Origin of the sequence: Nostoc sp. CmiVER01, from assembly GCF_034531135.2 — a bacterium.
Taxonomy (GTDB): domain Bacteria; phylum Cyanobacteriota; class Cyanobacteriia; order Cyanobacteriales; family Nostocaceae; genus Nostoc.
In genome coordinates, this window is the sequence record NZ_JAVRBU020000005.1 from 150864 (window position 1) to 177859 (window position 26996).

Sequence of the window (26996 nt, forward strand, 5' to 3'; positions counted from 1 at the left end):
TGGCTTGAAAAAGACGAAAGGGAGTAGGGACAATACGGTTCGGTTAACAAAGTTATTTGTTGAGGCGAGCAGGGCAAGAGAAATTGCTGAATAATAACTCTTTTCCTCCCCTGCTCCTTCTGCCTCTTCCTTAGGTGGCAAATCTCAGCAGCTATAAAATGTATAGTTCCCGCAAATGCTGGTAAAGTAACAACTTAAGTTTAAAAATCCCAGAAAAAACCAAAATTACCATTCACTAACTATATGAATGAAGTTGATTTAGCATTTACCCCAGCGCTAGAGTTGGCGCAATTAATCCGTCGCCGGGAAATATCACCGTTAGAGTTATTGGAAATATATTTAGAACGGATTGGGCGGTTGAATCCCCAATTAGGAAGCTATTTTACGGTGACGGCAGAATTAGCGATCGCAGATGCCAAAGCCAAAACAGAATTATTGACAACTACCTCAGAACTACCGCCATTTTTTGGTGTACCGATTTCCATTAAAGACCTCAATGCTGTAGCAGGTGTTACCTGTACTTATGGAAATCCCGCATTGCTGAACAATATCCCTGATTATGATGATTGGGTTGTGACGCGGATTAAGCAAGCTGGGTTTACTATTCTCGGTAAAACAGCCACTTCCGAATTAGGTTCGTTTCCATACAGCGAGCCTATGGGTTTTCCCCCAGCCAGAAATCCGTGGAATTTAGAATACACTCCTGGCGGTTCCAGTGGTGGGGCGGCGGCGGCGGTAGCAGGGGGATTGTGTGCGATCGCTCAAGGTTCAGATGGCGGTGGCTCAATTCGGGGGCCTGCGGCTTGTTGTGGTTTGGTGGGAATTAAGCCATCCAGGGGCAGGGTAAGTAAAGCACCCGTAGGTGAACGCCTCGCTGGCATTGCCGTCAACGGCCCGATCGCCCGGACTGTGGCTGATGCTGCTGCGCTTTTGGATACTATATCTGGCTATACAACAGGCGATCCTTACTGGTTGCCAGATCCTGAACCATCATTTCTCGCCGCTACTGGGACAAAACTTGGTGCTTTGCGAATTGCCTTTGACACTAGTATTTCTCCTTTGGGAGAAGCTGATGCTAACTGTCAGCAAGGTGTCCGGCAAACAGTTGAGTTATTAGAACAACTCGGCCACCACATTGAACAGAAATCTCCAGATTTTAGTGGTTTAGTTGAACCATTTCAAATCGTCTGGCAAGCTGGGGTAGCTGCATCAGGACTTCCTGTTGAAGCCTTGCAGCCAGTGAATCGCTGGTTATTTACACGCACAGGTTCTGTTCCTGAGTATTTGCAAGCAGTTTCTAAAATGCAGGTAGTGGCACGGCAAATTGTGGCGTTTTTCGATACTGTGGATGTGTTGATATTGCCAGTTTATTTACATTCACCTATCCGCGTTGGGGAATGGGCTTCTCTGAGTCCAGAAGAGACATTCCAAAATATTATTGAGTGGGTTGCCCCTTGTCCGCCTGCAAATGCAACTGGACAACCTGCAATCGCAATTCCTGTAGGTTTTGATAGTAATGGTTTGCCCATGAGTGTGCAGCTAATTGGTAAACCTGCGGCTGAAGCCACACTGATCAGCCTAGCAGCACAATTAGAAGCAGCTAACCCTTGGATTCATCATCGTCCAGCCTTTGCAATATAGGGTTGATCATGCAGGCATCGCTGGAACAACTTTCACAAATAATTGTGTTTAGAGGTTTAAAAACACCAGAAAAGATAAGTTTGCAACCTCATACTCAGGTGCAACTGTATCGCAAAGGTGAGATTATTCTGCATGAGGGCGACGTATTACCAGCAAAACTCTATGCTGTTGTAAGTGGATCAATTCAAGTTACAAAAACAGCAATGACGGGGAAGGAAACGATTCTCCGCGCCTTAGCTGCTGGGGAAATTTTTGCGGCTCCTGCTTTGTTGGGAAATGGAATTTCTCCGGCAACTGTGACTGCTGAATCTGATTGTGAAATACTCACTGTAGAACGAGATGCTTTATTAAAGGCTATTGGGCAGAATCCTGAAATTGCATTACGAATGCTGATGGTTTTTAACAGTCGAATTCAGCAATTACATGAAATAGTTCACGGCTTAGTTTCTGAAAGAGCTATTGTTCGCCTTGCGAGATTAATTCAATATTTTGCTGCTGAGTCTGGAACTGAATCAACTTCACAAGGCGAGTGCTTAAAAGTCAAATTATCTTATTATCGCATGGCTCGAAGTAGTGGCATTACTTACGAAGAATGCGTGCGGTTAATTAAAAGTCTTAAACCAGTAATTGCCTATAGTCGGGGAGGAACGATTACAATACTTGATACAGATAAATTGGATGCGATCGCATCTGGAGATATAGACTAGAGCATCTGACAAATACAATTCGCGGTTTCACAGAAAAAACCTGCGGGGGCAGGTTTCATAAGGTTAATTTTTCGTAAAGAGTTCTCAGACTGCTACAGCTGCTCTATCTTCATCGCGTGCAGCGACTACTAAAACTAAACACAGAGCCGCGATCGCTTTTTGCCATTCTTGCCGAACTTGCGCGTCTTTGACACCTTCAAACATCCCTATCAAACGGGGAATAGAAGCTTCTAAAGCCGGACGAGGTACTGGACGGTGTAACTGAACTAAATGAGTTAAACTTTCTTGATTATGGAGGAAACCAATTACCCATGTTGTTGTGTGATCGGGGCTATCAGGAACCCGCTTCACTCCCAACTCATTTTTTAGCCAGTTGTAGAAAGGTGGTAATTCCTTAGCTAAAACTCCTCCTGCTGTGGGTAAGGTTTCTTTAAGCAAATTGGTATCTAAGCTGTTTAATTCTTGCTGCAATTTAGGCAATTTGAGAACTTTCGTTAGAGGCTGTGATAGTATTTTTTCCACCTGAGTTTCAGAAAAATCCAAGTTTTCAGCAAAAGTTAAAAGTAGCGATCGCATTTTTTAAGACTCCATAGATAACTAATTAATCTCTGCGACTTTCTCAGAAAGTGTGAGCAGAAATGTCAGGTTTTCTTCAGCTTTTAAAGCATGAGGTGCATTAGCAGGCATAAAGACAAAAACACCAGTTTGAAGTGTAATATCTTCTCCAGACAAAGTAAGTAAACCTCTACCTTAAACAGAGATTGAAAATAATTCAAAAATCATCGGTATTTATCAGGTGATATAGCAGTCCTAAATCATTCGTGAAAATTATATCTCTCTTTATTTCTTTCCTTCCTTTGCGTCCTTCTCTGACGAGACGCTGCGCGAATGCGTCCTTGGCGGTTCGTTTCCTAATCTATATTTTTCACAACCCAAATAGGATTGCTATAGTTTTGGCAATAAATTATCCTACAAGGCAACAGCACACAAAATGATGTAGCCTAATTCGTGTTGGTATTTATGAAAAACTTGGTTAATTTCTAAAACCCGTTTGTGAATATTTCTCTGCGTCAATATATTCCACAAAATCCGAATTGTGTTAAAAATACCTTCATCTTGAAACATCCGCCTTAAATTCAATAAATTCATTGAGCCAGTTTGGCATTTCTCTACTTGCAATCCTGCTGTTCCAAAAGCCGTAATCCAGTTGGATTCGGAAAGGGGTGTAGAATTAACTCGAATTACTCGTGCTAAGTCAGCATGAATTTGTTCTTCTTTGTCAGTGGCTAACAGTTCATGGGAGAGAAATTTACCTCCCGGTTTGAGCCGATTATGAATTTCAGCTAAAATCTTGGCTTTTCCCAATGGGGATTGCATTGTGAGAATGGCTTCTGCCAATACATAATCAAACTTTCTTGAGATTGCCTCTAGGTTGAAAATATTACCTTCAATTATTTCGACTTGATTTTCTAACCCAGCAGCGCAGATATTAGCACGCGCACAAGCTACACTATCAGGATTTTTTTCAACGCCTACTACTTTGACATGGTAGCTTTTTGCTAAAGCGATCGCACTATATCCAAAGCTAGAACCTAGCTCTAAAACTGTTTCTCCAGGCTGAAAGTTTGCCCACTGAAATAATTTCTCCGTGGCTATTCGTCCACCAGGACGCAGATATTTTTTACCTGCTGCTGCTAAAATTTCATGTCCGCTAGCTGTTTGGAAATTGAGGATAGTGTTGGTCATGTCTGTGACCCTCTGAACTTGTCTTATCCTCAATTTCCCAGCAATTTACGATATTGTCTCTGAGGTAGCTCATAGAAGCAGTATTACTTTGCTTTCCACTCGTGGTCAAGGATAGCGTAAATAAAATTGTCGTACCACTTGCCTTTAATTAATTCTTTTTCTCTCAGATGACCCTCACGACGCATACCAATTTTTTCTAATACCTTTACAGAAGCAACATTCTGTGCAACACAACAAGACCAGATACGATGCATTCTCAGTTCTTCAAAGCCGAATTTTAAAATGGCTTGTGCTGCTTCTGTTGCATAACCTTGTCCCCAATACTGAGTATTTAATTCATAGCCGATATTTGCTTCCCGCATTTCCGGGTCGTTTACACGGATACCACAATTACCAATAAGCTGATTTTCTGCTTTGAGGATAATAGCTAACTGAAACTTTGTTCTAGGTTGCTCTTTTTGCTGATCAATAAACATCTGGACAAATTCACAAACATCCTTTTGTGTGCGATGCGTCCAATAGCTGTAACGCAAGTACAAAGGATCGGATTGATAGGTAAAAACCGCCTGCCAGTCTGCCTCTACAAAATCACGCATTAGCAAGCGGTGGGTTTCTAAGATCATGTTTTTTCTCTATACGCAACTTAGCGATCGCTTCTGGTAGAATACTTAGTTAAAATAAAATTGGTTTGTACAGGCGATAAACCTGCTATTTTTTTATATTTAATTAATTTAATTGTCAAAAATGTCTTTTACTTATAACCGCACAGTTCGTTTTCAAGACACTGATGCTGCTGGGGTAGTTTATTTTGCTAATGTTTTGAGCATTTGTCATGAAGCTTATGAAGAATCTCTCGAAGCATCAAGTATTAATCTCAAAGATTTTTTTACTAATCCATCTGTAGCTTTCCCTATTGTTCATGCTAGTGTCGATTTTTTGCGCCCTATGTTTGGCGGGGACAAGTTATTGATTAGCTTAATTCCCCAAAAAATAGGTGGTGATAAGTTTGAAATTACTTACGAAATTACAGTGGCTGAGGCGATAGTTGCTAAGGCTATTACTAGGCATGTTTGTATTGATGCAAGTAGTAGAAGTAAGCAGCAATTACCTGATGAGATTATTCAGTGGTTGGAAACAAACCACAGAGATGCAGAGAAGCCAGTGCGTTGGTGAGGCAGTCCGGTCTTGGGGGTTTCCCCAGAAGGAACTGCCGAAAGGGTTCCCCGACTTGTTCGCCTTTGGCGTTCCCGCAGGGTAGCAACTGGCGCGGCGCAGAGAGAAGAAAGTCGAGAGAGGTTATGTAATGGAATTTTGCAGGAATTCTCTGGCTATTTGCTGTAATTGTTGGCGGTTAATTTTACCTTGGGAGTTGCGAGGTAGGCTTTGCTGGGGAATCCAATATTTTGGAATTTTAAATTTGCTGAGTTTGTCTTTGAGTAGGGTTTGGATTTTTAAAGCAGAGGTATTTGGTTTTTTGGGAATGTAAATTGCTGTTAGAGCTTGTCCCCAATGTTTATCTGGGATGCCGATTACACAAATATCGGCAACTAATTGAGTTGCTTGTATAGCTGATTCAATCTCTGCTGGGTAAATATTTTCTCCACCTGTAATAATTTTGTCGCTGTTACGTCCAACAATATTTAAATGACCTTGCTCGTCTAAAAAGCCTAAATCATCTACTTGGAAATCAGCTTGATTTTCTCTGGTTATAGGATAGTACCCAAGGGCTAAAGATTGAGCCTGAATGAAGATATTTCCGATTTGATTGGAATTTAAAATATCGCCTTGCTGATTGCGAATAGTTACTTTTGCATGGGGAAGAATTTGACCACTACTAATTTTACCGTTGAGAAAATCATCTGGTTTGAGGGTCGCAATTTGAGAGGCGGTTTCTGTCATGCCATAAGTAGGCGCTAACCGGATGCGATGAAATCTAGCTTTTTCTAGTAGTTCGTTCCACGCTGGCGCACCTCCCAGAAGTACAGTATTAAATTGGGTTAGCCATTGAGTTAATTCAGGATTTTGCAAGATTCTTTGTAACTGCGTTGGGACTAAAGATATTAAAAAGTCTGAATGTTTAATATTGAATATTTGACCTGTTTCTACTGCTTTGAATGGCAGAATAGCCAGTTGACCTCCGGTGGTGAAAGAGCGCATAAATTGCATTAAACCGCTAACGTGGTAAAGCGGTAATACACAAAATGAATTGACTTGTTTTAGTTGAAAGTATTCTGTAAATCCTTGTACAGATGCGATGAGAGTTTCCCAAGTATGGATGGCAAATTTAATCTGTCCCGATGAACCACCTGTGGGAATTAGGATGAATGGGGAGTGGTGGGATGAGGGGGATATGATAGTAATTTCTTTGCAATTCCGATTTTCTATTCCCCACTCCCTATTCCCCATTCCCCAAATAATATCTGGTTTTACTAAATCAAAGACTTGCTGCCATTCTTGTGTTCCCCAGTCGGGGTTACAAAGAAAAATTGGACAATTAGCCGCACAAGCAGCAATGAAACTTGCTAGAAATCTTAATGGTTCGCGTTCGGCTAAGATAATTTTTGGTGGGATTCCACACGCTGATAATTGTGTTAGTTCTAAATATAATTCTTGAGCTATTTGATTAAATTGATGGCTGTTATAACCGATAAGCCAATCATTTTCAGCTAGGTTATTAAGACAGTTTAAAGGTCGTTCCATAGACTTTGAAGCCAGGTATCTTTTTGTTCAAAAAAATGGTCGATGCCAAAACCAACTGCCCTATTGTTTCGGGATAATTCTGCCGCTAGCTGGAGTGCTGCAAGTCTACCGATCGCAGTTTCAAATACTGACGAAAATACAGTATCAATTTTATGCTGGTAACAAAACTTTCTCAGACGAGATGGCGATCCAACTATCCCAGGCTTAATCACAAAAATCCCTCGCCAACCTTGTTGATGACAGGCGGCGAGTTGCCTAAGTGTGGCGACAGATTCATCTATAGCGATCGCAGTTTCATAACTTAGACTCAATTTCAACATCTGCTGAAATTGCTCAACGGGTAACGGTTGTTCAATAAATTCAATTTCTACGGGTAGTTCTGCATTCGCCTTAAAATTGTCGCAAGTTTGCAGCCATAAGTTAGCCTCTTCATAGCTGAGTCCACCGTTAGCATCTAATCGCAGTCTGGTAAAGACTGGTAAGGTGTGTATGAGTGACTCAAAAATTTCTAGTTCATCAGCGATCGCATACACACCAATTTTCCACTTAAATGTGTGATATCCCTGCTGCCATAGAGTTTTCCATTGATTTAAAGCCGTTTTCCCAGATGTTAATAAACCGCTATAGCGCAAGGAGTGAAATGCTGAGGATAAATTTAAATTCTTCTCCTCTGCTCCCTTGCTCCTCTGCTCCTCTGCTCCTCTGCTCCCCCACTCCCACCCTGACTCAAAGCCAAATTGACAAGCAGGTAACTCATCTGGGATGGAGAAAATGATCTCTTCTGTGATTTCTTCTGGGAGTTGACGACAAAAATCTAAGGCTTGTTCTAGGGTTTCGGAACCGAACCAGCTAATGGGGGCGATTTCTCCCCAGCCGATTTTACCTGATTCATCAGTAAGCCGGAGGATAATACCTTCACGAATATCCCAATTACCATGATTGGTAGTAACCCGCACAAATCTTCGCTGATAAGGACGAAATTCAAATCTGTAGCCATTAGTCATTAGTCATTCTCCCTCTGCTCCAATGCCCAATGTCTAATGCCCAACTAAAGCATAAATCCTAGTCCAAGTAGCAAGCAAGCCCAGAAATGCACGGCTACAGCGATGAATTTACAGTTACTAACTTTGTCTGGCTGGTTGTGATTTTCTTGGACATGGCGGCATAATTTGACAGCAAACGGTAAACTTACCCAACTTAATAACGTCCAAGCTGGAGAAATTCCCAATAGCACAAACAGCAAGGTGAGGGGATAAATACTACCAGTAAACCAAACTAGGAGTTGGGCCCCTTTCGCTGTTCCTAGACGGACGATAGGCGATCGCTTGCCTGCGGCTATGTCATCCTTAACTTGGTGAAAGTGTGAGCAAAACAAAATTAAGGTTGTGGCAATCCCGACAATAACTGAGACTGCTAAACTTGTCATTGACCAAGTTTGGGTTTGGCTGTAGTATGCTGCTTCCACTGCCAAGGGGCCAAAGGCAAAAAAGCAAAGAATCTCGCCTAAACCCTGATATCCTAAGCGAAAGGGAGGCCCTTGGTACATATAGCCTAAACCACAGCATAGTAAAATGATGCCAATAACAGTTAGGTCTTGTTGCCAAAGAGCGATCGCTAGTATGCCCAGCAACCCCAAACCTAAACACAAATTTCCTATCCAAAATATTAATGGCTTATTGTCTGTTAAATTAACCAGAGAATGGTGCTTATTTTGATCGATACCTGTTTCGGAATCAAAAACATCATTACTGAGATTTTCCCAGGCGAGAATTAAGATTGCCGCAGCTATAAAAGTAGAAAATACTGTACCATTAAAAATTTTAGTTTCGGCAAATGCTACTGCTGTTCCTACCCAAATGGGCATAATGGCAACACTGTACATTGGCGGTTTAATCGCTGCCATCCATAACTTAGTGTTGGGATATAAAATCTGCTTGGTTGTCATTAGTCGTGATTAATTAAATTACCTGAAAATTACTTACACTTGGAATTTTATAATTTAAAGAGACGTACCGCTACGCGGAAGTCAAAAGTCAAAAGTTAAAAGTCAAAAAACTTATGATTTGGCTTTTTGAACTGTTGGGATGGTAGCTTTTTTAGGTTGTGCTGTACTAGATATTTATGGGCTAAAAACAACTGCTACTTTGACTGTGGCTCGTTAACCTTGTGTTGTTAACACTCTACTCTCATGTTTCAGCTTGGGCTGGAACTGGCTTGTCAGAGACTGGGAACACCATAAACAACGCAAATCCTACGCTGGTGAAATGATAACTTAATATGTTACCTGTAGAAATACGACCACGATTAATTACACTTTAGGAAGTTAACTTAAAAAAAATTTACTATAGATCCATGACAGTTTCACCATGTCGTAACAACCTCTTTGTACACAAAGATTTATATCAATTTTTGGTAGCAGTGCAAGAAAAGTGCGTCAAAAGTAATTGCAGGCAAATTGTCAGTATCTCTCAGGAGATCGATTTAGTTGACCCTTTACTTGTATTAGATAAACTAACACAAGCAAATGAAATAAATTTTTACTTTGAGGATAAAGGTAAAGGAGAAGCGATCGCGGCAATTGATGCCGTGGCAAAGTTACAAATTGATGGTGTAGATCGTTTTACTCAAGCTGAATATTTTATCAAATCTTGTCTAAAAAATATAATTAATTTTAGTAACGCTAACCAAGGATTTTCTGGGCCTCACTTTTTTTGTTATTTCAGCTTTTTTGATCAAAATGTCCAAGTAGATTATCCGTTTCCATCTGCTACCATTTTTCTTCCCCGTTGGCAAGTAGCTGTGAAAAATCAGCGTTGCATATTAGTAACAAATATAATTATCAATAAAAATGCAAATATTCCAAAGTTATTGGAGAATCTGCAAAATAAAATTCAATTTATCCAATCTTTAGAATACTATTCGACTAATATTGATTTCTTTCCAGCAAAATTATACAAGAAATCTATTACTAATGCTAATGGATTTAAACGTTCAGTAGTCTCTGTTTTGGAAAAAATTAAATCTAGTCATTTAAGCAAGATTGTCCTCGCAGATATATTAGATGTAAAATCAAGCCACAACTTTGACTTAGTTAAATCTTTAATTAATCTTAGAAAAATACATCCTAATTGTTATATTTTTTCTACAAGTAATGGCAAAGGACAAAACTTTATTGGTGCAAGTCCAGAAAGATTAATTAGTATTAATAATCAGCAATTAATTACGGATGCTTTAGCAGGTTCTGCACCACGAGGTAAAACCCCTGCTGAAGATGCAGCTAATGCCAATCGCTTGCTGAATAGTGAAAAAGAAAAACACGAACATTCACTAGTGCTTGATTTCATTACACAACGCCTATGCCAGCTAGGTTTATTACCGCAAATATTAGCACCACGGCTGCGACAATTATCGAATATCCAGCATTTATGGACACCAATAAGTGCTATGGTTCCAGCTAATATACATCCATTAAAAATTGTCGCTCAATTGCATCCGACACCAGCCGTTGCTGGTGCAGCACGAGATATAGCTTGTGCGGAAATTCGGCGTTATGAAAACTTTGAAAGAGGTTTGTATGCTGCGCCTTTGGGTTGGATAGATTCTCAGGGAAACTGCGAGTTTATTGTGGGAATTCGTTCAGCATTAATTGATGGCGATCGCGCGAGATTGTATGCTGGTGCTGGTATAGTCGCGGGATCTGATCCTGACAAAGAGTTTGCAGAGGTGCAACTTAAACTTCAGGCATTACTCAAAGCATTAGTTTAATAGCTAATTTATCAACCATCGATGATTTTGCAACACTCAATCAATAAAATTTGCTTGGTTAGGGTGCAGCTATTTGTTAGACTAGCTTCAAGGCTTTATTCTTGGCGCTCTTGGCGTACTTGGCGGTTCGTTTAATATTCTGTGGATCTTCATATAGAATTGCTATGAAAATACTTTACCAGGACTTACGCAAAAATTGCCGAAAAGCTTAATTTATCGAACCGCCAAGACGCCAAGAACGCCTTCGCGCAGCGTCTCGTAGAGAAGAATTCGTAGAGTGTGCGTAAGTCCTATTTACACTAAATCCTGATGAGTAAGAGCTTTAGCATTCGCCCCGGTGTAAGTAGCTACAATATGACCATCGCCAGTCATTTGATATTTATATGTAACTAATCCTTCTAAACCAACAGGGCCACGGGGAGGCATTTGTTGTGTACTAATTCCTACTTCTGCGCCGAAACCATAGCGGAAACCATCAGAAAATCTGGTAGAACAATTGTGGAATATATTAGCTGAATTGACTAATCCGAAGAAACTTTCTACAGATGTTGAATCTTCAGTAATAATCGCGTCGGTATGACGAGAACCATATTCGTTAATATGCGCGATCGCATCTTCTAAAGAATCTACAATCTTAATAGACAAAATAAAATCGCTGTATTCTGTTTTCCAATCTATTTGTGTTGCAGGTACGATATGAGGCAAAATTTCCAAGGTGCGTTGATCACCTCTTAATTCTACATGGCGTTCTTGCAAAGCCTCAGCGACTTTTGGTAAAAACTCTCTAGCAATTGATTGGTGAACTAGCAAAGTTTCAATTGCATTACAAACAGCAGGATATTGCGCTTTCGCATCTACTGTAATCAGAACTGCTTTAGAAATATCAGCCGATTTATCTATATAAAGATGACAAATTCCATCAGCATGACCTAATACAGGAATCCGCGTATTTTCTTGGACAAAGCGCACAAAGGAATTAGAACCTCTAGGAATAATTAAATCTACATATTTATCTAACTGCAAAAGTTCTAAAGTTTCTTCTCTAGTTGTGAGTAACTGTATTGCATCAGGGTTAACAGCAGTTTGAGATAATCCTTGTTTAATTGCTTTAACTATCGCTTCACAAGAACGTACCGCTTCCCTTCCACATTTAAGAATCACACCATTACCCGATTTAATCGCTAAAGAAACAATTTGAATCGCCGCTTCTGGACGTGCTTCAAAAATAATTCCTAAAACACCTAAAGGACAAGTAATTCGCTTGAGAATTAAACCAGAATCAAGTTCGCGGTGAATCTGTACTTTACCGATAGGATCAGCTAGCTTACCAACATCTCGTACCCCTGCGATCGCATCTCTTAATTTATGTTCATCCAACTGCAAGCGTTTATAAAGTGGTTTGGGAATTCCTTCAGCATCAGCAGCTTTACAATCAGCAACATTTGCTTGTAAAATTTCATCTCTAGCTGATTCTAAAGCTTGAGCGATCGCTTCAATCGCCTGATTTTTTGCCTCAGTGGAAAGAATCGCTAGTTTGCTTGCAGCTTGGCGGGTTTGCCCTGCGATCGCAATTAGGGGAGAAATGTTAACAATAGTCATAGTACAAATATTTACCTTTTCCTCATCTTATCAATGTGAGTTAATCATTGCTTATCGTCTTCCCCCAATCGGGTGAACCATTTGGGTAATTAGTAATTACTCTAATCGGGTGAAGCAAAACTTAGTTCAAAACATTTATTCTATGATTATCGAAGGCAGACATATTAGAGGTACTAAACTTACAGCCATTAAAAAATTATAAGTATTATTACATAGCTTATTTGAAAGTCTTAAAAATGATTTATGCGTACCGGGGACTAGGGAGACATCGTAATGTATGTTTCTCTAGTCTTTTCCTTAAGTGAATAATTTATACTACTAATATTTGAATTTTTACGAAATTGTAATGACGAACAAGCAGCAGAAACCGATATTCTCACTCTGATGTCAGATTCCTACGCTTCATCCTTGGCGGTGGATCGATTATCCTGGGAATGGTCTTGATTATGTTCTTGAGCAGCTAGCTGAGTTTCTAGCCTGCTGTTAAAGCATTTCTCAGTCCATCCAAGCTTTAATTTGTCGGGAGGTAGTTAGTAACTACCTCCTTTTTTTATGTAACTTAATAAATCAAACCAATTCACAGCCCCGCAAGGAACTGAAGTTCCTTGCTAATAGCGAAAGTCATCTGACTTTGCGGTTCGTTTTTTCATTATTTTGTGTAAGTCCTGATATTGCTAAAAATCTTTAGTCTACTTCTAGTAGACTTTAGCTATTAGCCTTGAACTTTAGTTCTAGGCGGGCGAGTCAGCCCACAGTTAAGCTACTTTTAGCTTTTGTGGACAGTTCCCTACTGGGGTTAGGTCTTTGTTATATCAGCGATCGCATTTGCTTATTAAGCGACACCATTTGCTTATTAAGCGACACCATTTGCTTGTTGGGCGATCGCATTTGCTTGTTGGGCGATCGCATTTGCTTGTTGAGCGACAACATTTGCTTGTTAAGCGACACCATTTGCTTGTTGAGCCACAACATTTGCTTGTTGAGCCACAACATTTGCTTGTTGAGCCACAACATTTGCTTGTTGAGCCACAACATTTGCTTGTTGGGCGATCGCATTTGCTACCAAAAGCTTACTTGTGCATTAAACTTGTTGGCTATCTTTAACCAGGTTCGCCACCACAGTTACTAACTTATCTGGCTCAATTGGCTTGGATAGATGAACGTGGAATCCAGCTTCCAGAGCCAGCTTTGACTCTTCATCTCTTGCAAAGGCCGTCAGTGCTACAGCTGGAATTTTTTTTTCTCGAGCTGCTTCGCTGATTCGCACTTTGCGAATCAGCGCATAACCATCTTCATCTGGCATTCCGATATCACTGACTAAAACATCTGGCTTTAATCGTACCAGCGCTTCTAAAGCTTCAGCTACAGAGCTAACCGATATTACCTCTGCTCCAGACTGTTGCAGAATAAAGGTAACTAACTCACGAGTATCGGGACTGTCATCTACAACGAGTATTTGCAAACCTCTCAGCGCTGAGAGATTATTGGTTTTTACTTCACTCTCTTTAATTTGCTGCTCTTGTTGCAATTCTATATTTGGCAACAACACCGTAAATGTTGCTCCCCGTCCTTCACCTTCGCTAGCTGCGTGGACTGTGCCTGAGTGCATTTCTACTATGTAGCGCACAATTGACAGTCCCAGCCCCAAACCACCCTCTGCTCTAGTAGTTGTGCTATCAGCTTGACGAAAGCGCTCAAATATAAAAGGTAGAAAGTCAGCACTAATTCCTTTACCTGTGTCAGACACAGTTATCTGGGCATTTGAGTTTACCTGCTTTAGATGTACTTCAATTCGCCCTCCACTCGGCGTAAATTTGACAGCGTTAGAGAGCAAATTCCAGACCACTTGTTGCAGGCGTTCTACATCACCCATAACCTTATCAACAGAAGAATCAAGGTTAGATTCAATTTGAATATCCTTAATTTCAGATGTAGGATATGTAGCTTCAATGGCTGCGTTAATTACAAGTACCAGGTCAACTTTACGGAGATTTAGGCGGATTTTACCTTGGATAATGCGGGAAACATCCAGAATATCTTCAATCAGTTTCCTCTGAAGTTGAGCATTCCGCTCGATTGTCGCCAGTGCTTTAAAGGTAGTTGCCTCGTCCAATTTTCGATTACGGATTATTTGAACCCAACCCAGCATAGAGTTGAGAGGTGTCCGAAGTTCGTGAGAAACGATCGCTAAAAATTCGTCTTTAATTCGGTTAGCTTCTTGGGCTTGGCGATAAAGCTGTGCATTTTCAATGGCGGAGGCTGCCCGTTGGGCAAGTTCTTCAGCCATTGCCAGGTCTACAATCGTGTAATACCGTCCTGGTTGTGCAGACGCAAATACAATTGTCCCCAACTTGCGTTCACGTACCAGCAATGGCACAGTCATCTGAGATTTAAGTTGGAGTTGGTGCAGCATAAACAGGTGTTCCTGGTTTGACGCACTTTTTTGTAATGAAGACTCAAGAATGGTTGTAGCTAGTTCCGACTTACCACTTCTTAAAACCTTCGCTGGCCCATAATCAGCATCAACAGGAATTGGATAGCGTTGGCGCAATTCTCTTACTATTGCTTCCTTTTGCGGTTCAGATGCAGCTATCACTGGGTTATTGAAGACCGTCAAATTATTTTCAACGACATCTACAATACACCAATCGGCTAGGGTAGGCACTGCCAATTGCGCGACGCTGGTTAAAGTGGTACGGTAGTCTAAAGAAGATGCCAGTACACGACTTGCTTCAGCCAAAAAATTAGAACGCCTCTGTGCTTCTTGCGCTGCAATTCGGGCGGCTTGTTCATTGGCAAATAACTGTTCGCGCTCCGACTCTAAACGCTTACGCTTGGTAATGTCGCGCATTAGCCAGCGTAGAGCAACTGCCTTACCTTCCTCGTTACGGACGGTAACTACTGTCAAAGCAACATCAAAACAGATTTTTTCTCGTGGTTGTAAACACACTTCCCATTCCCCACCCCGGTCGAGATGCTGCAACTGAGTTAGGTAATTAAAAAAATGTTGATGATCTGCTCTGGCGATGAAAGTAAGTAGCGGTTTGCCAATCAAAAATCGCTGTAAAACATTGAGGTGTGTGGTAGCGGCACGGTTAGCTTCTAGGATAATCCCATTCGTATCAGTTACTATATAACCATCAGGCGCAAAATCAAATAATTCTCGGTAGCGCTGACGCTCTTTTTCAACTACCATTCGTGTTGCTTGTAGTTCTTCAGAGGCGATTTTCAGTTCTTCCAAAGTGATTTTCAGTTCTTCAAATGCTTCAGCTGTTAGCTCTAGTTGCGAGTCCGGCTCATTTGCAGTACTATGCAACAATCCCTTCACCCGTGAGCTAAGTGTCTCTATTTGTTGACTAAAATCGTCTACATTCATGTTGCTCACTTTGCTAAGACTACAACGCGCACGCCACAGGAAAAATCAAGCGATTATTAAGCCCAACTGTACGCTAAAAGCTGATATCAAAACTATTGCTCAAAAGATAGAGGTTTGTTTTGACAACGCGAGTTCTACAGAGTGAGTTAGACACAACATAATTTGTCTTAACCTCTAACTACTATTTTAAGATAAAGAATTCGTAAAGAAATCCACCTAAAGGGCTGTACAGTAACAAACATAATAGGTAGATTTAAGCAAATTTTTTTATAGCTTAAGGAGGGCCTGATGGTTACAGCAACAGTACCAGGACAACAGGTTAAAGTTGGCCCAACCCAATTGTTGATCAATAATGAGTGGGTAAATAGTCTCAGCGATGTCTACGACGGGCTTACGCCTACGCCGATTTGAAACAATCAACCCGACTACAGACGAGGTAATCTGTGAAGTCTCACAAGCAGACGCCGCAGATGTAGACAAAGCAGTAGAAGCAGCCCGTACTGCTTTCACTAGCCTGCCCCCTTGCCTCTATAGCGATGGTATATTTTTTATTTGGAAGTCCCTTAGGGGGATGATGAACGTGATATTTAATATGGGGTGGGCATGATAAATAGACTTGCATACAACCCCTAGAAAATTCTGATGATGAATGCGATCGCTACTAAATTGCGCCAAATTATCGCTGAGAGAAAAAGCCCAATAAGCAGATATGACCGTAAAAACAAAACCAGGCATTCCTTAGCACTGTATACCTGCATAGGATTATTAGGTGGGATTCTGGCATTATTGTTAATGACATCCCCAGGACTGGCTCAAAAACCACAACTCCAACAACCGTTATTAGTAGCTACACGAGTTATACCGCCCTTTGTGATACAAGACAAAGGTGAGCTATCAGGATTTAGTATCGACCTCTGGCGCAGCATCGCTAACCAAATAGGTGTAGAGTCGAAATTTATTGAATATCCCTCTGTGCCGGAACTACTTTCTGCTATTAAAGACAACAAAGCTAATTTGGGGATTGCAGCTATCTCCATTACAGCCGAACGCCAGCAGAATTTTGATTTCTCATTACCTATTTTGGCTGGGGGGCTGCAAATTATGGTACGAAACTCAGAAACCAACAACAGTACCTTCCCAAATATTTTAGAATTATTTTTCTCTACTAGCCTCTTGCAGGTAATAGGCCTTGCCCTAGTGTTAATTGTTGTAGCAGCCCACATTATTTGGTTATCTGAGCGCCATCATCAAGATGGGATGATTCCCAAATCATACTTTCCTGGCATTTTCAAAGCTTGTTGGTGGGCAGCTGCCACATTAGCAACCCAAGCTGATGAAATGCCCAAGGGAGTACTAGGACGCTTAGTAGGCATTGTCTGGATGTTCATCGGAGTCCTTTTTGTTGCCTACTTTACAGCCAGCGCTACTACCTCATTGACAGTACAACAGCTTCAGGGCGATATCAAGACTATAGACGATTTACCCGGCAAGATAGTGGCCACAACAGCCGGTAGCACAGCCGCCGCATATCTACGAGAACATAAGATTTCAGTTTTAGAAGTTAGTAAAATTGAGCAAGCTTACAATGCTTTGCAAACAAAAAAAGCTGATGCTGTGGTGTTTGATGCACCTGTACTTCTGTTCTATGCAGCCAACGAAGGCAAAGGGAAAGTACAAATTGTTGGCAGTATCTTACGTGAAGAAAGCTACGGCATCATTCTGCCTAATAACAGTCCCTACCGCAAACCAATTAATCAGGCTCTGCTGAGTCTCAAAGAAAATGGTACTTATCAATCGCTATATGATAAGTGGTTCGATGCGGAAAAAGGTTGAAGAAGGGGTGGGAAGTGGGGGAAGCAGGGGAGCAGGGGGGACAAGGGGACAAGAGGTGAGAACTTCCAATAAGTCTTTCCCCTTGTCCCCAATTCTCCTTGTCCCCAAGTCCTCTTCCCCACTCCCTACTCCCCACTCCCTTCTTTAGCAATTTGAGCTTTTGCCTGTTGCCATAACTTTTCCAATTCATCCAAACTGTAATCAGAAAGGGGGCGATTGACAACTGCCTCCATTTTTTCTAATCGCTGGACAAATCGCTGATTTGTGCCTTGCAAAGCGGCGCTGGGGTCAAGATTATGCCAACGCGCTAGCTGAATCACTGCAAACAGTAAATCGCCTAATTCTGCTTCTTGCCGTTCGGGTGTTTCCTCAGCTAAAGCCTGTTGAAACTCCCCCAACTCCTCATGAAACTTATCCCAAACACCTTGAATATTTTCCCATTCAAACCCGATCGCCGCAGTTTTTTGGGAAATCTTCATCGCCGCCGTCAGTGGGGGAAGAGTGCGCCCATAACGAGCAAGTTTCGCACTCAGTTTTTGCGCCTGTGGAGATGTTTCGCCTTTCTCCGCAGCTTTAATCTGTTCCCAATTTTGCCGCACCTCATCCACACTTGCCACCGATACATCACCAAACACATGGGGATGACGGCGAATCAACTTTTGGGAAATCCCCTGAGTTATTTCTTTGAGGGAAAATTGTCCAGATTCGCTAGCGATTTGGGCTTGCAATACCACCTGTAATAATAAATCGCCTAACTCCTCTGCGATCGCATCTTTATCCCCACTCTTAATTGCATCCACCACCTCATAAGCTTCCTCAATTACATAAGGGGTGAGGGTTTCAGGAGTTTGAGCCAAATCCCAAGGACAACCACCATCAGGCGATCGCAATTTCGCCACCACCTCAATTAATTCCTGCAACGCCGCCAAAGTATCAACATTGTCATTTGTCATTTGTCATTTGTCCTTTGTCGTTCTTCCGTTGCTCTTTTTGCTAACTGTAGCTCGACGATTACCGCGAGTTGTAACTTTCCGCTTCTTAATTTTGCCACTAGGAAGCAACCCACGAATGCCCTGTTTTTGAAAGCGCTTGTATGCCGAACCGCCCCAATCGCTCAGAGAATGACTCATCGCACCGAGTTCTAAACCGAAAAATAGGGCGATATATTCAGTATCGTATTGTAGGAGCGATCGCCCCACAGTTTGTCCCAAATCTTGCCAAGTAAAGCTTAGATTCCCTAACCTTTCGGCAATCGCCAAAACAAAAATTGCCACAATAGCAAGCAAACACCCCAGATAAAGTATCCGCAAAATCGTGCCAATAATCGGCCCGTGAGATAAAAAAGAACGATGCCGCAGACTTTTTTGATAAGGTAGCCAAATCCAGCGCAAGAAACCCCAGCGTTGAAATTGCACAGAGTATATATCCAAATCGGGGCCAAACATTAGACCACCAAAGAGAAACCCGCCTGCAACTAACAAAGTCGCATTACTACTGCGAGTTTGCCAGAAAGTAACGCCCGCCACGAACGGCAGAGCATACATAGTAATGCGATCGTGCGTCCGACCAGAGGGCATCCTAAATCCTGAGTTAACTGAATACTGAGTCAGTATAAGAGAAAAAAAGATTTTCTTGAAACTACTAGCGCAATGCGAAATGTTTTGCTATATTAGTTAAGGATTAGTAAAACGGGCGGTTAGCTCAGTTGGTAGAGCGCCTGCCTTACAAGCAGGATGTCATCAGTTCGAGTCTGGTACTGCCCATATTTAAAAAGCCGCCACTTGGCGGCTTTTTAATTGGAACCATAAGCTTGCCACAACGGCAAGCTTATGGGTTCTTGGCAACTTTTGGCGATCACATAGTGGGCTGGTTTAGGCAGAGGGCAGAAGTAAGAAAGAATAAAATTACAGAAAGCCCTGTGGCATAAGGGTTACAGAATCTCTACATCACAAGAAAAGTCTTCAAGTTGGATCTGGATCTTTGTCACAAGTTCTACGACGAACGACGAGAGGCAAAATCTCAAAACCCTTCTGCCTCCTGCCTTGTTTCTCAGAAGAGCCATAGTGTTAAACAATGGTAAAATCGGCACTTGTGATAGTACTGGCCTGTACCCCACTAAAGATTGTCAAAAGCTCATTGCTGCTGGTAATAGTAATCAAAGTATCGTTTGCACTATTAGCAGTACCTTGAATAATCGTCAGGTCAGCAAACGTTAGACCACCTGAAAGCCCAATGAAATCTTCACCATGAGTAAAGTCAACAATAGTATCAATCCCATGTCTAGGTGCAAATACAAACAGGTCGCTGCCACTACCGCCAATTAAAGTATCTGCACCAAAACTGCCGACAAGAGTATCATTGCCAGTACCGCCCCGTAGCAGGTCGTCTCCACTTAACCCTTGTAAATAGTCATTGCCACCCTGACCGTTGATAACATCATTAGAATTGTCAAAGCCACTGGTATTATTGTCTAGGTCGTTGAGGAAAGTAACCGAATTTTGATTGAAAATACTCTGGCTTTGTTGATTTGCATTAAAAACATCAAAGCTGTCTTGAAAGGCCGTCTGCCCATTAAACAGAATATTGCCGATGTCCAGCGACGCACCTGTAGTCTTACGAAGATTATCTAGATTTTCGAGAGCAAAATTCTGTAGAATGACCCCAGTATCCTTAACACCCTCGAAGGTGATGAGCAGGTCACTTCCATTCTGAGTCAGAAGCATATTTCTGGTGGTTAGCCCATTACCCTCAAATTTCAGAGTATCTATTTCCTGAGACACCTTTTCTGATGGGTTAATTCCTCTTCCTACACCATCAAAGTCAGTGATTGTATCAATGCCGTCACCAAGATGAACTGTAAACAGATCGCTATTTCCACCACCAGTCAGGGTATCATTTCCTTTTGTACCTATAATGTTCTCAATGCCATCCCCACCCGTAAGGATGTCATTACCGTCACTTCCGGTTAAAAGAACGCTGTTTTCCCCCTTGGGTCGGGCATCATTGTCCAAAATTGTCAGCGTAGCCTTATTTTGTAACAGTCCAATGATTGCGCCACCTGTAGCGTTGGTCAAGGTGAGGTTGATAGTCTTATTACCTTCGATAATATCATTATCAACGATGGGAATGTCTACGGTCTTGATTCTCTCCCCATCTGCAAAGTTGATTGTTATCGGGGAAGCGTTGAAGTTTTTAGGGCTTGTAGCAGTGCCATCACTTAAAAGAATTGTGGCACTAACTGCCCCTTTATCATCCAATGGGCGAAATACGGTGATTGGTGCTACGGGTGTGCCATCCTCATTAACACTGAATTTATTGGCAGTAAAGATTAATGAGTCTAGCGCTACTGAATTATTCTTGGCAAAGGTTTCTACAATTTTATCAAGAAACTCATCTGAGGGTGGAAAACCAGCTGGGTCTGAGAAAGGTCGGCTTGTATCCTGAATCAATTTGTCAAGCCCTGAGGGAACGCCTTGCAATATAATTCTCGCTGGTGTCGTTTCAACATTGCGATATGCGTGGATTTGACCTTTAGGAATGTCAACAAAAGTTCCAGGAGTTGCAGTTATAACTCGGTTATTTAATTGAAACTTTACTTTTCCCTCTACAATATAGAATCCCTCTTCTTGTGCAAGGTGGATGTGCGGTGTAGTTCCAACATTTGGTGGAACGTATACATCAAATAAATCGTATTTATAATTAGTATCTTTGCCAGTTGCTATAAACTTAACTGAGTCGCCAACTACCCAATATGATTGTTTTGATGAATTAGATGGTGTGTTTTGAGAAGAAATTCTTTCCATTGTAGTTTTCCTTTTAAGATAGTTTGTTTTGCAAATAATTCTTAATGGCAAAATATCTGTTTCAATCCCATTGCATTAAGCGATCGCTCCAAATCTGCAATAACTTGGGTTGAGACACAATTGACTTGTCCTGGTTTTGATAAAACACAAGAAACGGTGCGCTCCAAAAAGCTTTTTATGGTTCATCCTTTGATTTGAGCATGAAATTTTATATTTTCTGTTCTTTGGACTCCTTTAACAATCGTCCATCTTCCATGTGAACTATGCGATCGGCAATATCAAGGATTCGGTTGTCATGAGTAACTAATAAGATTGTGCATCCCTGCTCTTTGGCTAAACGCTGCATAAGTTCTACAACATCGCGTCCTGATTTCTTATCAAGGGCAGCCGTCGGTTCGTCTGCAAGAACAATTTGGGGATGACTAGCTAAGGCACGAGCGATCGCCACTCGTTGCTTTTGTCCTCCAGAAAGATTGTCTGTATAATAATCGACGCGATCGCCTAAACCAACTGTGTTAAGAATGTCACTTGCCAACTGATTCATATCTTGCCCTAAATACTTGTTATGCAGTTCTAAAGACATTCGTACATTCTGTTTTGCTGTTAAAAAGGTCAGCAAGTTATGTGCTTGGAAAATGTAGCCAATTTGCTTCCGCACTTGCATTATTTGTCGCTTATTTGCACAAGACATCTCCTGCCCTAATATCTTGAGGCTACCTTCTTGCATTGAACGTAAACCTCCTATCAACGTTAGTAGTGTGGTTTTACCAGAACCGGATGGCCCAGTCATAATTACAATCTCACCTGGATAAATATCGAGATTAATATCAAACAAAGTCTGCTTACGAAGTTGTGCTAAACCAAAGTAGTAGTTAAGCTGCCGAACAGAAATAACAGGCTTTTGATAAGAATTTTGAGTTTTATATTTTGAGTTTTGAGTTTCTTGAATAGTTTCTTTTAGCATGAATATTCAATAATTATGATTTTCAGTTTTTTTTAGACAATTAGTATCAGTAGAAAGTTATGAGTTGAGATGTGAAGCTTTGACAAACTTCAACCCAATTAAAAATTTAGAAGATATCAGCAGGATCAGCAGCTCGTAGCTTTCGCATAGCGATCGCTCCGGCTCCAGCACACATGATCATAGTCAACACCAGCAGCGCGATCGCACGGTTCAGTTTCATTGCGATCGGCAGAAGCGTTGCAGACCTGAAGAGAGTATAAAGTCCATTTGCAAGTAGAAAACCTGGTATAAAGCCCAGAATCGCTAAGAAAAGCGCCTCTTGAATAATAATCCCAATTAAATACCCATCACTGTAGCCCATTGCCTTCAATGTTGCATATTCTGGCAAATGATCAGAAACATCTGTGTATAAAATTTGGTAGACGATGACCGCTCCGACTAAAAAACCGACTGCTACGCCAAGTCCAAAGATAAAGCCGATAGGAGAACCTGTTTCCCAGTATGCGCGTTCACGGGCGGTGAATTCATTAAGAGTTAGCACCAATAAATCATTAGGCAAAATTGTTCGCAAATTTGCCTGCACTTGCTCAATTGATGTATTAGGTTGCAGTTTAATGATCCCTACATCAATTTCATCCGCTTTCCGACGAGTAAAGAGTCTTAAAAAAGTAGAGTCACTCGTGATGAGATTGCCCTCAGCAGAAAAGGAAGAACCGAGTAAAAATAATCCAACAACCTTAATTTCAAAGTTATTCACCTGAACGGAAATTGGGTTATTCTTCTTTAATAAAGCAGATACATTTCCTAGTTGAGGAAGCCCTCCTTTATCGAACAGCGCTCGATTTAATAACTTTAGTTTATCCAAGTTTTGATTTACATCGGGAGAACTAAAGGCTGACCGATTTGGATCAATCCCGTAAACAAAGACTTGACGACTAGCTTGGCTGTCAGGATTTCGCCATGTTGCTTGACCAATATACAACGGGCTAACGGATGCTACACCATCAACACCTAATGTTTGATAGAGCTTGTCTCTTGAGAAACTTTTGACCGATGCAAGGTTATCAGATAACTTATTAACTAAAAACAAATCTCCTTGAAGTGTGGCGTATGGACTAACCTGTGAATCAAACAATGCATCCCTGATACCAAGTTGAAAAAACATCAAAAAATCGGCAAAGGTAATTCCTGCGATCGCAGCCAGCAGACGGGTTTTTTGGCGACTCATTTGCAGCCAAGCTAGCGGTGTTTTACGGAATAATTTACGAAACATAAAATTTTGATATTTAGAGTGTCTACTGACTATTGCTTGATAAAGCCTTGGGTTGAATAGCGACTTGTACCTGCAAGTTGGTTAAATTCGCAACCCGTCGGCTATCGTCAGGATTGAGTTGAATTCTCACTTGAATTACCTTGCGATCAAGATTTTCTCCGGGTTCGCCACTAGTCACTTCTTGAGGAATCACCTGCAATCCAATTAAACGAACGGTTCCACGAAGACTACCAGAAAATGATTCGCTTGTGATCATGGCTGGTTGACCTTGCTGAATTTTCTCAATATCAGTCTGATAAACCTCTGCCACGACTTGCATCTGGTTAGTTTGTCCTAGTTCAGCAATGCCATTTGTGCCAACGACTTCTCCAGGTTTAGCGTAAATATCAAGAATGCGACCTGCCATCGGTGCGCGGATGTATGCTTGGGCTAAGTCACCATTGGCCTTTTTAACTTCTGAGATTGCCTTATCTACCTCAGCTTGAGCTGCCTGTATATCAACCGGACGTACCTCAGTAATCTTCTCTAAGGTAGCTCTGGCTTGTCTGATTTGCTGCTCTATTGTATCTGCGGTTTGGTCTTGTTTAGCTTTAGCTTCGTTAAGCTGTGCTTGTGTTGTTTCTAAAACAAGCAGCTTTTGATCTCGCTCTGAAGAAGCGATCGCTCCTTCTTTGTAAAGTGAGAAATAGCGATTGTAGTTAGAGTTGGCAGTTCGCACCTCAGCTTCCCAACGAGCAATCGTGGCTTGTTGACTAGCAATTTCGCCTTTTAACTGCTTTTGCAGGCGAACAATTTCAGCTTTTTGGGCGGCAATTTCCCCAGATTTAGCGCCAGCTTTCACCTTTGCCAATTCTGATAGCGATACCTTAACCTGTGCTTGCGTTTCAAATAAGGCATTTTGCAAACGAGCTTGTGCATCCATGATTGCAATGACCTGGTCTGCTTTAACGCGATCGCCCCGTTGTACTAGTAGTTTAGCCACGCGCTCATTGCTCAGAGTTGCAGGTACAGAGACTTTGATAACTTCCGTTGCTGGTTCTATGCGTCCTAAAGCAGTGATTTTGCGAACGATTGGAGCAGATTTTACAACGACCGTTGGCTGGGCATTCTGTCTTAATTGGGAAATGCTATAGAAAACAATTGTGCTTGAGATGGCAGTGGCAGCAATAATCAGGGCAAACGTCCATTGATGTGAACGCTTTGATAATACTTGGAAGTTCATCTTGAGTTCTGTGTGGAGTGATTAATAGCTCTTTTATCTGACCTGAGATGTCCAGTCAGCCCAATCTTGAGGCTTTAAAAAAGTTTCATACAACTCGGCTTCTGGTGTATTAGCTTCTGGTTTATAGCCGTATTCCCAGCGTACTATAGGTGGTAGCGACATCAGAATTGACTCTGTGCGCCCATTTGTTTGGAGACCGAAGATTGTTCCACGGTCATAAACTAGGTTGAATTCCACGTAGCGACCTCTGCGATACAACTGGAAGTCACGCTGGCGATCGCCATATTCCATAAAGCGTCGCTGATCTACAATCGGCACGTATGCAGGTAAAAAAGCTTCTCCACAGCTATGCACGAAAGCAAATAATTCTTCCCAAGTACGTGGTTCTATAGTTCCAATTTGGTTACTATAAACAGCTGCTGGATTTTCGATATTGGGGCCTCGATACAGATGACCTTGACCATCTTGGTAATCAAAGAAGATACCGCCTACACCCCGCATTTCCTGACGATGTTTCAGATAAAAATACTCGTCGCACCAAGGCTTAAACACTGGATAATACTCAGGATGATGAGCGTCACACGCCCGTTTGAGCGTGGAATGGAAATGAGCTACATCCTCAGCAAAAGGATAGTAAGGTGTTAAATCAATACCACCACCAAACCACCAAACTGGCCCTGCTTCAAAGTAGCGGTAATTGAGATGAACCGTTGGTATATAAGGATTGCGAGGATGCAACACTAAAGAAATGCCTGTGGCATAAAATTTATGTCCAGTTGCCTCAGGACGTTGTGCCAAAATTGAGGATGGAAGATAGGAACCCCAAACTTCGGAAAAGTTGACTCCACCTTGTTCAAAAACCGCACCGTCACGTAGAACGCGCGATCGCCCACCACCTCCTTCAGCCCGTTCCCATGTATCTTCCTGAAATGTGGCTACGCCATCAAGTTGTTGCAAGTTCTGACAAATGTTATCTTGCAATTGCTGCATGAATTGGCTGACTCTGGCCTTTGCATCAGCTGGAGGTAATTTGGATTGGGTTGCTTGAGAAGTCGAAGCAGTCATTATCATCTCAACTTAATCTCCTAATCGTGTTCAGTGAAAGACTTATCATTAGAACCGCAAAGGAGCAGGGGGCAGAGGGCAGGGGGGTCTTATACCATTTCACGAAAAATCTGATACACATGCATACCTTGAAAGCATTGCTGTATCTAAGTTTTTTAATTGCGTTAGCGTAGCGGTAGCGAGCCTGCGAGCGTCATTGCGTTAGCGTAGCGGGGCGTTCGCTTTTAGCGTCTCGCAGAGAAGCCCATTGCGAATTGTGAATTGGTATGAATTATCCCCTTGCTCCCTGCTCTCTGCTCCCCTGCCTCTTGTTCAATTGCCTTTAGCTAACCAACGAGCAGCATCTTTGGCATGGTAGGTCAGAATTAAGTCAGCACCAGCCCGTTTAAAGCCAGTCAATGTTTCCATGACTACTCGCTGTTCGTCTATCCAACCGTTGAGTGCTGCGGCTTTAATCATGGAATATTCGCCAGAAACGTTATAAGCAGCAACAGGTAATTGGCTTGCCTCCTTCACGCGCCAGATAATGTCCATGTATGCTAAGGCTGGCTTCACTATGAGCATATCAGCCCCTTCAGCAACATCAAGTTCAACTTCTTTGAGGGCTTCACGGGTATTACCAGAGTCCATTTGGTATGTGCGGCGATCGCCAAATTGTGGCGTTGACTCAGCAGCATCTCGGAAAGGGCCATAGTAAGACGAAGCATACTTTGCGGTATATGAAAGAATCGGAGTGTCAAGGTAGCCAGCTTCATCCAACCCAATCCGAATTGCCTGCACAAACCCGTCCATCATCCCCGAAGGAGCGATGATATCTACACCAGCTTGAGCTTGAGAAATCGCTGTTTTCTTCAGCAACTCTAGTGTTGGATCATTCAAAACGCGCCCAGTCAAGTCACCAACTTCCAGATAGCCGCAGTGTCCATGACTAGTGTATTCACATAAACAGGTATCAGCAATGATAATTAGTTCTGGCACTGCTTGTTTCACAGCACTAGCAGCTTTCTGCACAATACCACAATCATGCCATGCGCCCGTTGCTTCTAAGTCTTTATCTTGAGGAATGCCAAATAGGATAATTGCAGGGATGCCAAGGTCGTAAACTTCTTTGGCTTCTTCCACAATTTTATCTACTGACAACTGGTAAACACCAGGCATGGATTTCACTTCTTTGGCAATTCCTTTACCAGGTACGGCAAAGAGGGGATAGATAAGATCACTGGTTGTCAAAACAGTCTCACGCACCATCCGACGAAGTTGCGGATGACTTCTCAGGCGACGAGGGCGATGAATTGGAAACAT

At 41.9% G+C, this 26996-nt stretch carries 25 protein-coding genes, 1 tRNA gene and 1 pseudogene; 8 read left to right on the forward strand and 19 right to left on the reverse strand.

Going from position 1 to position 26996, the window contains the following annotated elements; all coding sequences use genetic code 11:
* The first annotated feature begins 243 nt into the window (after window positions 1–243).
* Complete coding sequence (locus tag RMZ43_RS09545) at window positions 244–1641, forward strand: amidase (protein ID WP_322653952.1); 1398 nt, start codon at window positions 244–246, stop codon at window positions 1639–1641.
* A gap of 8 nt (window positions 1642–1649) precedes the next feature.
* On the forward strand, window positions 1650–2348 hold the full coding sequence (locus RMZ43_RS09550; RefSeq protein ID WP_322653953.1) for a Crp/Fnr family transcriptional regulator: 699 nt from the start codon (window positions 1650–1652) through the stop codon (window positions 2346–2348).
* A gap of 84 nt (window positions 2349–2432) precedes the next feature.
* Here RMZ43_RS09550 and RMZ43_RS09555 read toward each other — a convergent pair whose 3' ends face one another.
* The 4 genes and pseudogenes from RMZ43_RS09555 to RMZ43_RS09570 all read right to left on the reverse strand — a co-directional run bounded on the left by RMZ43_RS09555 (window position 2433) and on the right by RMZ43_RS09570 (window position 4717).
* Complete coding sequence (locus RMZ43_RS09555) at window positions 2433–2924, reverse strand: hypothetical protein (RefSeq protein ID WP_322653954.1); 492 nt, start codon at window positions 2922–2924, stop codon at window positions 2433–2435.
* Window positions 2925–2945: 21 nt separating this feature from the next.
* Window positions 2946–3086, reverse strand: a pseudogene (locus tag RMZ43_RS09560) (cupin domain-containing protein); the annotation flags it as partial.
* Between the two features lie 231 nt (window positions 3087–3317).
* On the reverse strand, window positions 3318–4094 hold the full coding sequence (locus RMZ43_RS09565) for an SAM-dependent methyltransferase (protein ID WP_322653956.1): 777 nt from the start codon (window positions 4092–4094) through the stop codon (window positions 3318–3320).
* A gap of 83 nt (window positions 4095–4177) precedes the next feature.
* The gene (locus RMZ43_RS09570; RefSeq protein WP_322653957.1) at window positions 4178–4717 is read right to left on the reverse strand and encodes a GNAT family N-acetyltransferase; all 540 of its coding nucleotides are present in this window, start codon (window positions 4715–4717) and stop codon (window positions 4178–4180) included.
* A gap of 121 nt (window positions 4718–4838) precedes the next feature.
* Here RMZ43_RS09570 and RMZ43_RS09575 point away from each other — a divergent pair, with 121 nt between their 5' ends.
* Window positions 4839–5267, forward strand: a complete 429-nt coding sequence (locus RMZ43_RS09575; protein WP_322653958.1) for an acyl-CoA thioesterase — start codon at window positions 4839–4841, stop codon at window positions 5265–5267.
* A gap of 123 nt (window positions 5268–5390) precedes the next feature.
* On the opposite strand, the gene RMZ43_RS09580 is transcribed toward RMZ43_RS09575, so the two are convergent.
* The 3 genes from RMZ43_RS09580 to menA are packed head-to-tail and all read right to left on the reverse strand — an operon-like array spanning window position 5391 to window position 8739.
* Window positions 5391–6794, reverse strand: a complete 1404-nt coding sequence (locus tag RMZ43_RS09580) for a 2-succinylbenzoate--CoA ligase (protein ID WP_322653959.1) — start codon at window positions 6792–6794, stop codon at window positions 5391–5393.
* Window positions 6779–7798, reverse strand: coding sequence for an o-succinylbenzoate synthase (locus tag RMZ43_RS09585; RefSeq protein ID WP_322653960.1), 1020 nt, complete (start codon window positions 7796–7798; stop codon window positions 6779–6781). The genes RMZ43_RS09580 and RMZ43_RS09585 overlap by 16 nt, the downstream gene beginning before the upstream one ends.
* Before the next feature lie 44 nt (window positions 7799–7842).
* A complete protein-coding gene (gene menA / locus RMZ43_RS09590) occupies window positions 7843–8739 on the reverse strand; it encodes a 2-carboxy-1,4-naphthoquinone phytyltransferase (protein ID WP_322653961.1) in 897 nt (298 codons plus the stop codon).
* Window positions 8740–9146: 407 nt separating this feature from the next.
* Between menA and RMZ43_RS09595 the strand changes: the two genes are divergently transcribed.
* On the forward strand, window positions 9147–10559 hold the full coding sequence (locus RMZ43_RS09595) for an isochorismate synthase (RefSeq protein ID WP_322653962.1): 1413 nt from the start codon (window positions 9147–9149) through the stop codon (window positions 10557–10559).
* A gap of 294 nt (window positions 10560–10853) precedes the next feature.
* Here RMZ43_RS09595 and RMZ43_RS09600 read toward each other — a convergent pair whose 3' ends face one another.
* From RMZ43_RS09600 to RMZ43_RS09615, 4 genes are all read right to left on the reverse strand, one after another.
* Complete coding sequence (locus RMZ43_RS09600) at window positions 10854–12158, reverse strand: glutamate-5-semialdehyde dehydrogenase (protein WP_322653963.1); 1305 nt, start codon at window positions 12156–12158, stop codon at window positions 10854–10856.
* 807 nt (window positions 12159–12965) lie between these two features.
* A complete protein-coding gene (locus RMZ43_RS09605; protein WP_322653964.1) occupies window positions 12966–13109 on the reverse strand; it encodes a hypothetical protein in 144 nt (47 codons plus the stop codon).
* Entirely contained in the window at window positions 13096–13224 is a 129-nt protein-coding gene (locus RMZ43_RS09610; protein WP_322653965.1) for a hypothetical protein, read from the reverse strand. The genes RMZ43_RS09605 and RMZ43_RS09610 overlap by 14 nt, the downstream gene beginning before the upstream one ends.
* Window positions 13225–13239: 15 nt before the next feature.
* Window positions 13240–15534: a PAS domain-containing hybrid sensor histidine kinase/response regulator gene (locus RMZ43_RS09615; RefSeq protein ID WP_322653966.1), complete on the reverse strand. Its 2295-nt coding sequence runs from the start codon at window positions 15532–15534 to the stop codon at window positions 13240–13242.
* 288 nt (window positions 15535–15822) lie between these two features.
* On the opposite strand from RMZ43_RS09615, the gene RMZ43_RS09620 reads away from it, so the two are divergent.
* From RMZ43_RS09620 to RMZ43_RS09630, 3 genes are read left to right on the forward strand one after another with little or no spacing between them, the layout of a single operon-like run.
* On the forward strand, window positions 15823–15945 hold the full coding sequence (locus RMZ43_RS09620; RefSeq protein WP_322649023.1) for a hypothetical protein: 123 nt from the start codon (window positions 15823–15825) through the stop codon (window positions 15943–15945).
* The gene (locus RMZ43_RS09625; RefSeq protein WP_322653967.1) at window positions 15911–16141 is read left to right on the forward strand and encodes an aldehyde dehydrogenase family protein; all 231 of its coding nucleotides are present in this window, start codon (window positions 15911–15913) and stop codon (window positions 16139–16141) included. Before RMZ43_RS09620 ends, RMZ43_RS09625 begins: the two co-directional genes overlap by 35 nt.
* Before the next feature lie 35 nt (window positions 16142–16176).
* Entirely contained in the window at window positions 16177–17367 is a 1191-nt protein-coding gene (locus RMZ43_RS09630) for a transporter substrate-binding domain-containing protein (protein WP_322653968.1), read from the forward strand.
* Window positions 17368–17492: 125 nt separating this feature from the next.
* Here RMZ43_RS09630 and mazG read toward each other — a convergent pair whose 3' ends face one another.
* Both mazG and RMZ43_RS09640 read right to left on the reverse strand, forming a co-directional pair.
* A complete protein-coding gene (mazG, locus tag RMZ43_RS09635) occupies window positions 17493–18320 on the reverse strand; it encodes a nucleoside triphosphate pyrophosphohydrolase (protein WP_322653969.1) in 828 nt (275 codons plus the stop codon).
* Between the two features lie 3 nt (window positions 18321–18323).
* Window positions 18324–18944 carry a metal-binding protein gene (locus tag RMZ43_RS09640; RefSeq protein ID WP_322653970.1) on the reverse strand — a complete coding sequence of 207 codons (621 nt, stop codon included), beginning with the start codon at window positions 18942–18944 and terminating at the stop codon, window positions 18324–18326.
* 113 nt (window positions 18945–19057) lie between these two features.
* On the opposite strand from RMZ43_RS09640, the gene RMZ43_RS09645 reads away from it, so the two are divergent.
* A tRNA-Val gene (locus RMZ43_RS09645) sits at window positions 19058–19130 on the forward strand.
* Between the two features lie 303 nt (window positions 19131–19433).
* Here RMZ43_RS09645 and RMZ43_RS09650 read toward each other — a convergent pair.
* The 6 genes from RMZ43_RS09650 to hemB all read right to left on the reverse strand — a co-directional run bounded on the left by RMZ43_RS09650 (window position 19434) and on the right by hemB (window position 26996).
* On the reverse strand, window positions 19434–21170 hold the full coding sequence (locus RMZ43_RS09650; RefSeq protein ID WP_322653971.1) for a Calx-beta domain-containing protein: 1737 nt from the start codon (window positions 21168–21170) through the stop codon (window positions 19434–19436).
* 208 nt (window positions 21171–21378) lie between these two features.
* Window positions 21379–22134 carry a DevA family ABC transporter ATP-binding protein gene (locus tag RMZ43_RS09655; RefSeq protein ID WP_322653972.1) on the reverse strand — a complete coding sequence of 252 codons (756 nt, stop codon included), beginning with the start codon at window positions 22132–22134 and terminating at the stop codon, window positions 21379–21381.
* Between the two features lie 106 nt (window positions 22135–22240).
* Window positions 22241–23407: an ABC transporter permease DevC gene (gene devC / locus RMZ43_RS09660; protein ID WP_322653973.1), complete on the reverse strand. Its 1167-nt coding sequence runs from the start codon at window positions 23405–23407 to the stop codon at window positions 22241–22243.
* A 22-nt stretch (window positions 23408–23429) separates the two neighbouring features.
* Window positions 23430–24629, reverse strand: coding sequence for an ABC exporter membrane fusion protein (locus tag RMZ43_RS09665; RefSeq protein ID WP_322653974.1), 1200 nt, complete (start codon window positions 24627–24629; stop codon window positions 23430–23432).
* Window positions 24630–24662: 33 nt separating this feature from the next.
* Complete coding sequence (hemF, locus tag RMZ43_RS09670; protein ID WP_416212444.1) at window positions 24663–25694, reverse strand: oxygen-dependent coproporphyrinogen oxidase; 1032 nt, start codon at window positions 25692–25694, stop codon at window positions 24663–24665.
* 312 nt (window positions 25695–26006) lie between these two features.
* Complete coding sequence (gene hemB, locus RMZ43_RS09675; RefSeq protein ID WP_322653992.1) at window positions 26007–26996, reverse strand: porphobilinogen synthase; 990 nt, start codon at window positions 26994–26996, stop codon at window positions 26007–26009.

Coding starts and splice junctions, on each gene's coding strand:
- hemB (WP_322653992.1), bottom strand. CDS start 26,996: ATGTTTCCAATTCATCGCCCTCGTCGCCTGAGAAGTCATCCGCAACTT.
- RMZ43_RS09600 (WP_322653963.1), bottom strand. CDS start 12,158: ATGACTATTGTTAACATTTCTCCCCTAATTGCGATCGCAGGGCAAACC.
- RMZ43_RS09640 (WP_322653970.1), bottom strand. CDS start 18,944: ATGCCCTCTGGTCGGACGCACGATCGCATTACTATGTATGCTCTGCCG.
- devC (WP_322653973.1), bottom strand. CDS start 23,407: ATGTTTCGTAAATTATTCCGTAAAACACCGCTAGCTTGGCTGCAAATG.
- RMZ43_RS09615 (WP_322653966.1), bottom strand. CDS start 15,534: ATGAATGTAGACGATTTTAGTCAACAAATAGAGACACTTAGCTCACGG.
- RMZ43_RS09575 (WP_322653958.1), top strand. CDS start 4,839: ATGTCTTTTACTTATAACCGCACAGTTCGTTTTCAAGACACTGATGCT.
- RMZ43_RS09585 (WP_322653960.1), bottom strand. CDS start 7,798: ATGACTAATGGCTACAGATTTGAATTTCGTCCTTATCAGCGAAGATTT.
- menA (WP_322653961.1), bottom strand. CDS start 8,739: ATGACAACCAAGCAGATTTTATATCCCAACACTAAGTTATGGATGGCA.
- RMZ43_RS09570 (WP_322653957.1), bottom strand. CDS start 4,717: ATGATCTTAGAAACCCACCGCTTGCTAATGCGTGATTTTGTAGAGGCA.
- RMZ43_RS09545 (WP_322653952.1), top strand. CDS start 244: ATGAATGAAGTTGATTTAGCATTTACCCCAGCGCTAGAGTTGGCGCAA.
- RMZ43_RS09620 (WP_322649023.1), top strand. CDS start 15,823: ATGGTTACAGCAACAGTACCAGGACAACAGGTTAAAGTTGGCCCAACC.
- RMZ43_RS09625 (WP_322653967.1), top strand. CDS start 15,911: ATGTCTACGACGGGCTTACGCCTACGCCGATTTGAAACAATCAACCCG.
- RMZ43_RS09665 (WP_322653974.1), bottom strand. CDS start 24,629: ATGAACTTCCAAGTATTATCAAAGCGTTCACATCAATGGACGTTTGCC.
- RMZ43_RS09550 (WP_322653953.1), top strand. CDS start 1,650: ATGCAGGCATCGCTGGAACAACTTTCACAAATAATTGTGTTTAGAGGT.
- RMZ43_RS09555 (WP_322653954.1), bottom strand. CDS start 2,924: ATGCGATCGCTACTTTTAACTTTTGCTGAAAACTTGGATTTTTCTGAA.
- RMZ43_RS09595 (WP_322653962.1), top strand. CDS start 9,147: ATGACAGTTTCACCATGTCGTAACAACCTCTTTGTACACAAAGATTTA.
- RMZ43_RS09630 (WP_322653968.1), top strand. CDS start 16,177: ATGATGAATGCGATCGCTACTAAATTGCGCCAAATTATCGCTGAGAGA.
- RMZ43_RS09580 (WP_322653959.1), bottom strand. CDS start 6,794: ATGGAACGACCTTTAAACTGTCTTAATAACCTAGCTGAAAATGATTGG.
- hemF (WP_416212444.1), bottom strand. CDS start 25,694: ATGACTGCTTCGACTTCTCAAGCAACCCAATCCAAATTACCTCCAGCT.
- RMZ43_RS09605 (WP_322653964.1), bottom strand. CDS start 13,109: ATGGTGTCGCTTAACAAGCAAATGTTGTCGCTCAACAAGCAAATGCGA.
- RMZ43_RS09655 (WP_322653972.1), bottom strand. CDS start 22,134: ATGCTAAAAGAAACTATTCAAGAAACTCAAAACTCAAAATATAAAACT.
- RMZ43_RS09650 (WP_322653971.1), bottom strand. CDS start 21,170: ATGGAAAGAATTTCTTCTCAAAACACACCATCTAATTCATCAAAACAA.
- RMZ43_RS09565 (WP_322653956.1), bottom strand. CDS start 4,094: ATGACCAACACTATCCTCAATTTCCAAACAGCTAGCGGACATGAAATT.
- mazG (WP_322653969.1), bottom strand. CDS start 18,320: ATGACAAATGACAATGTTGATACTTTGGCGGCGTTGCAGGAATTAATT.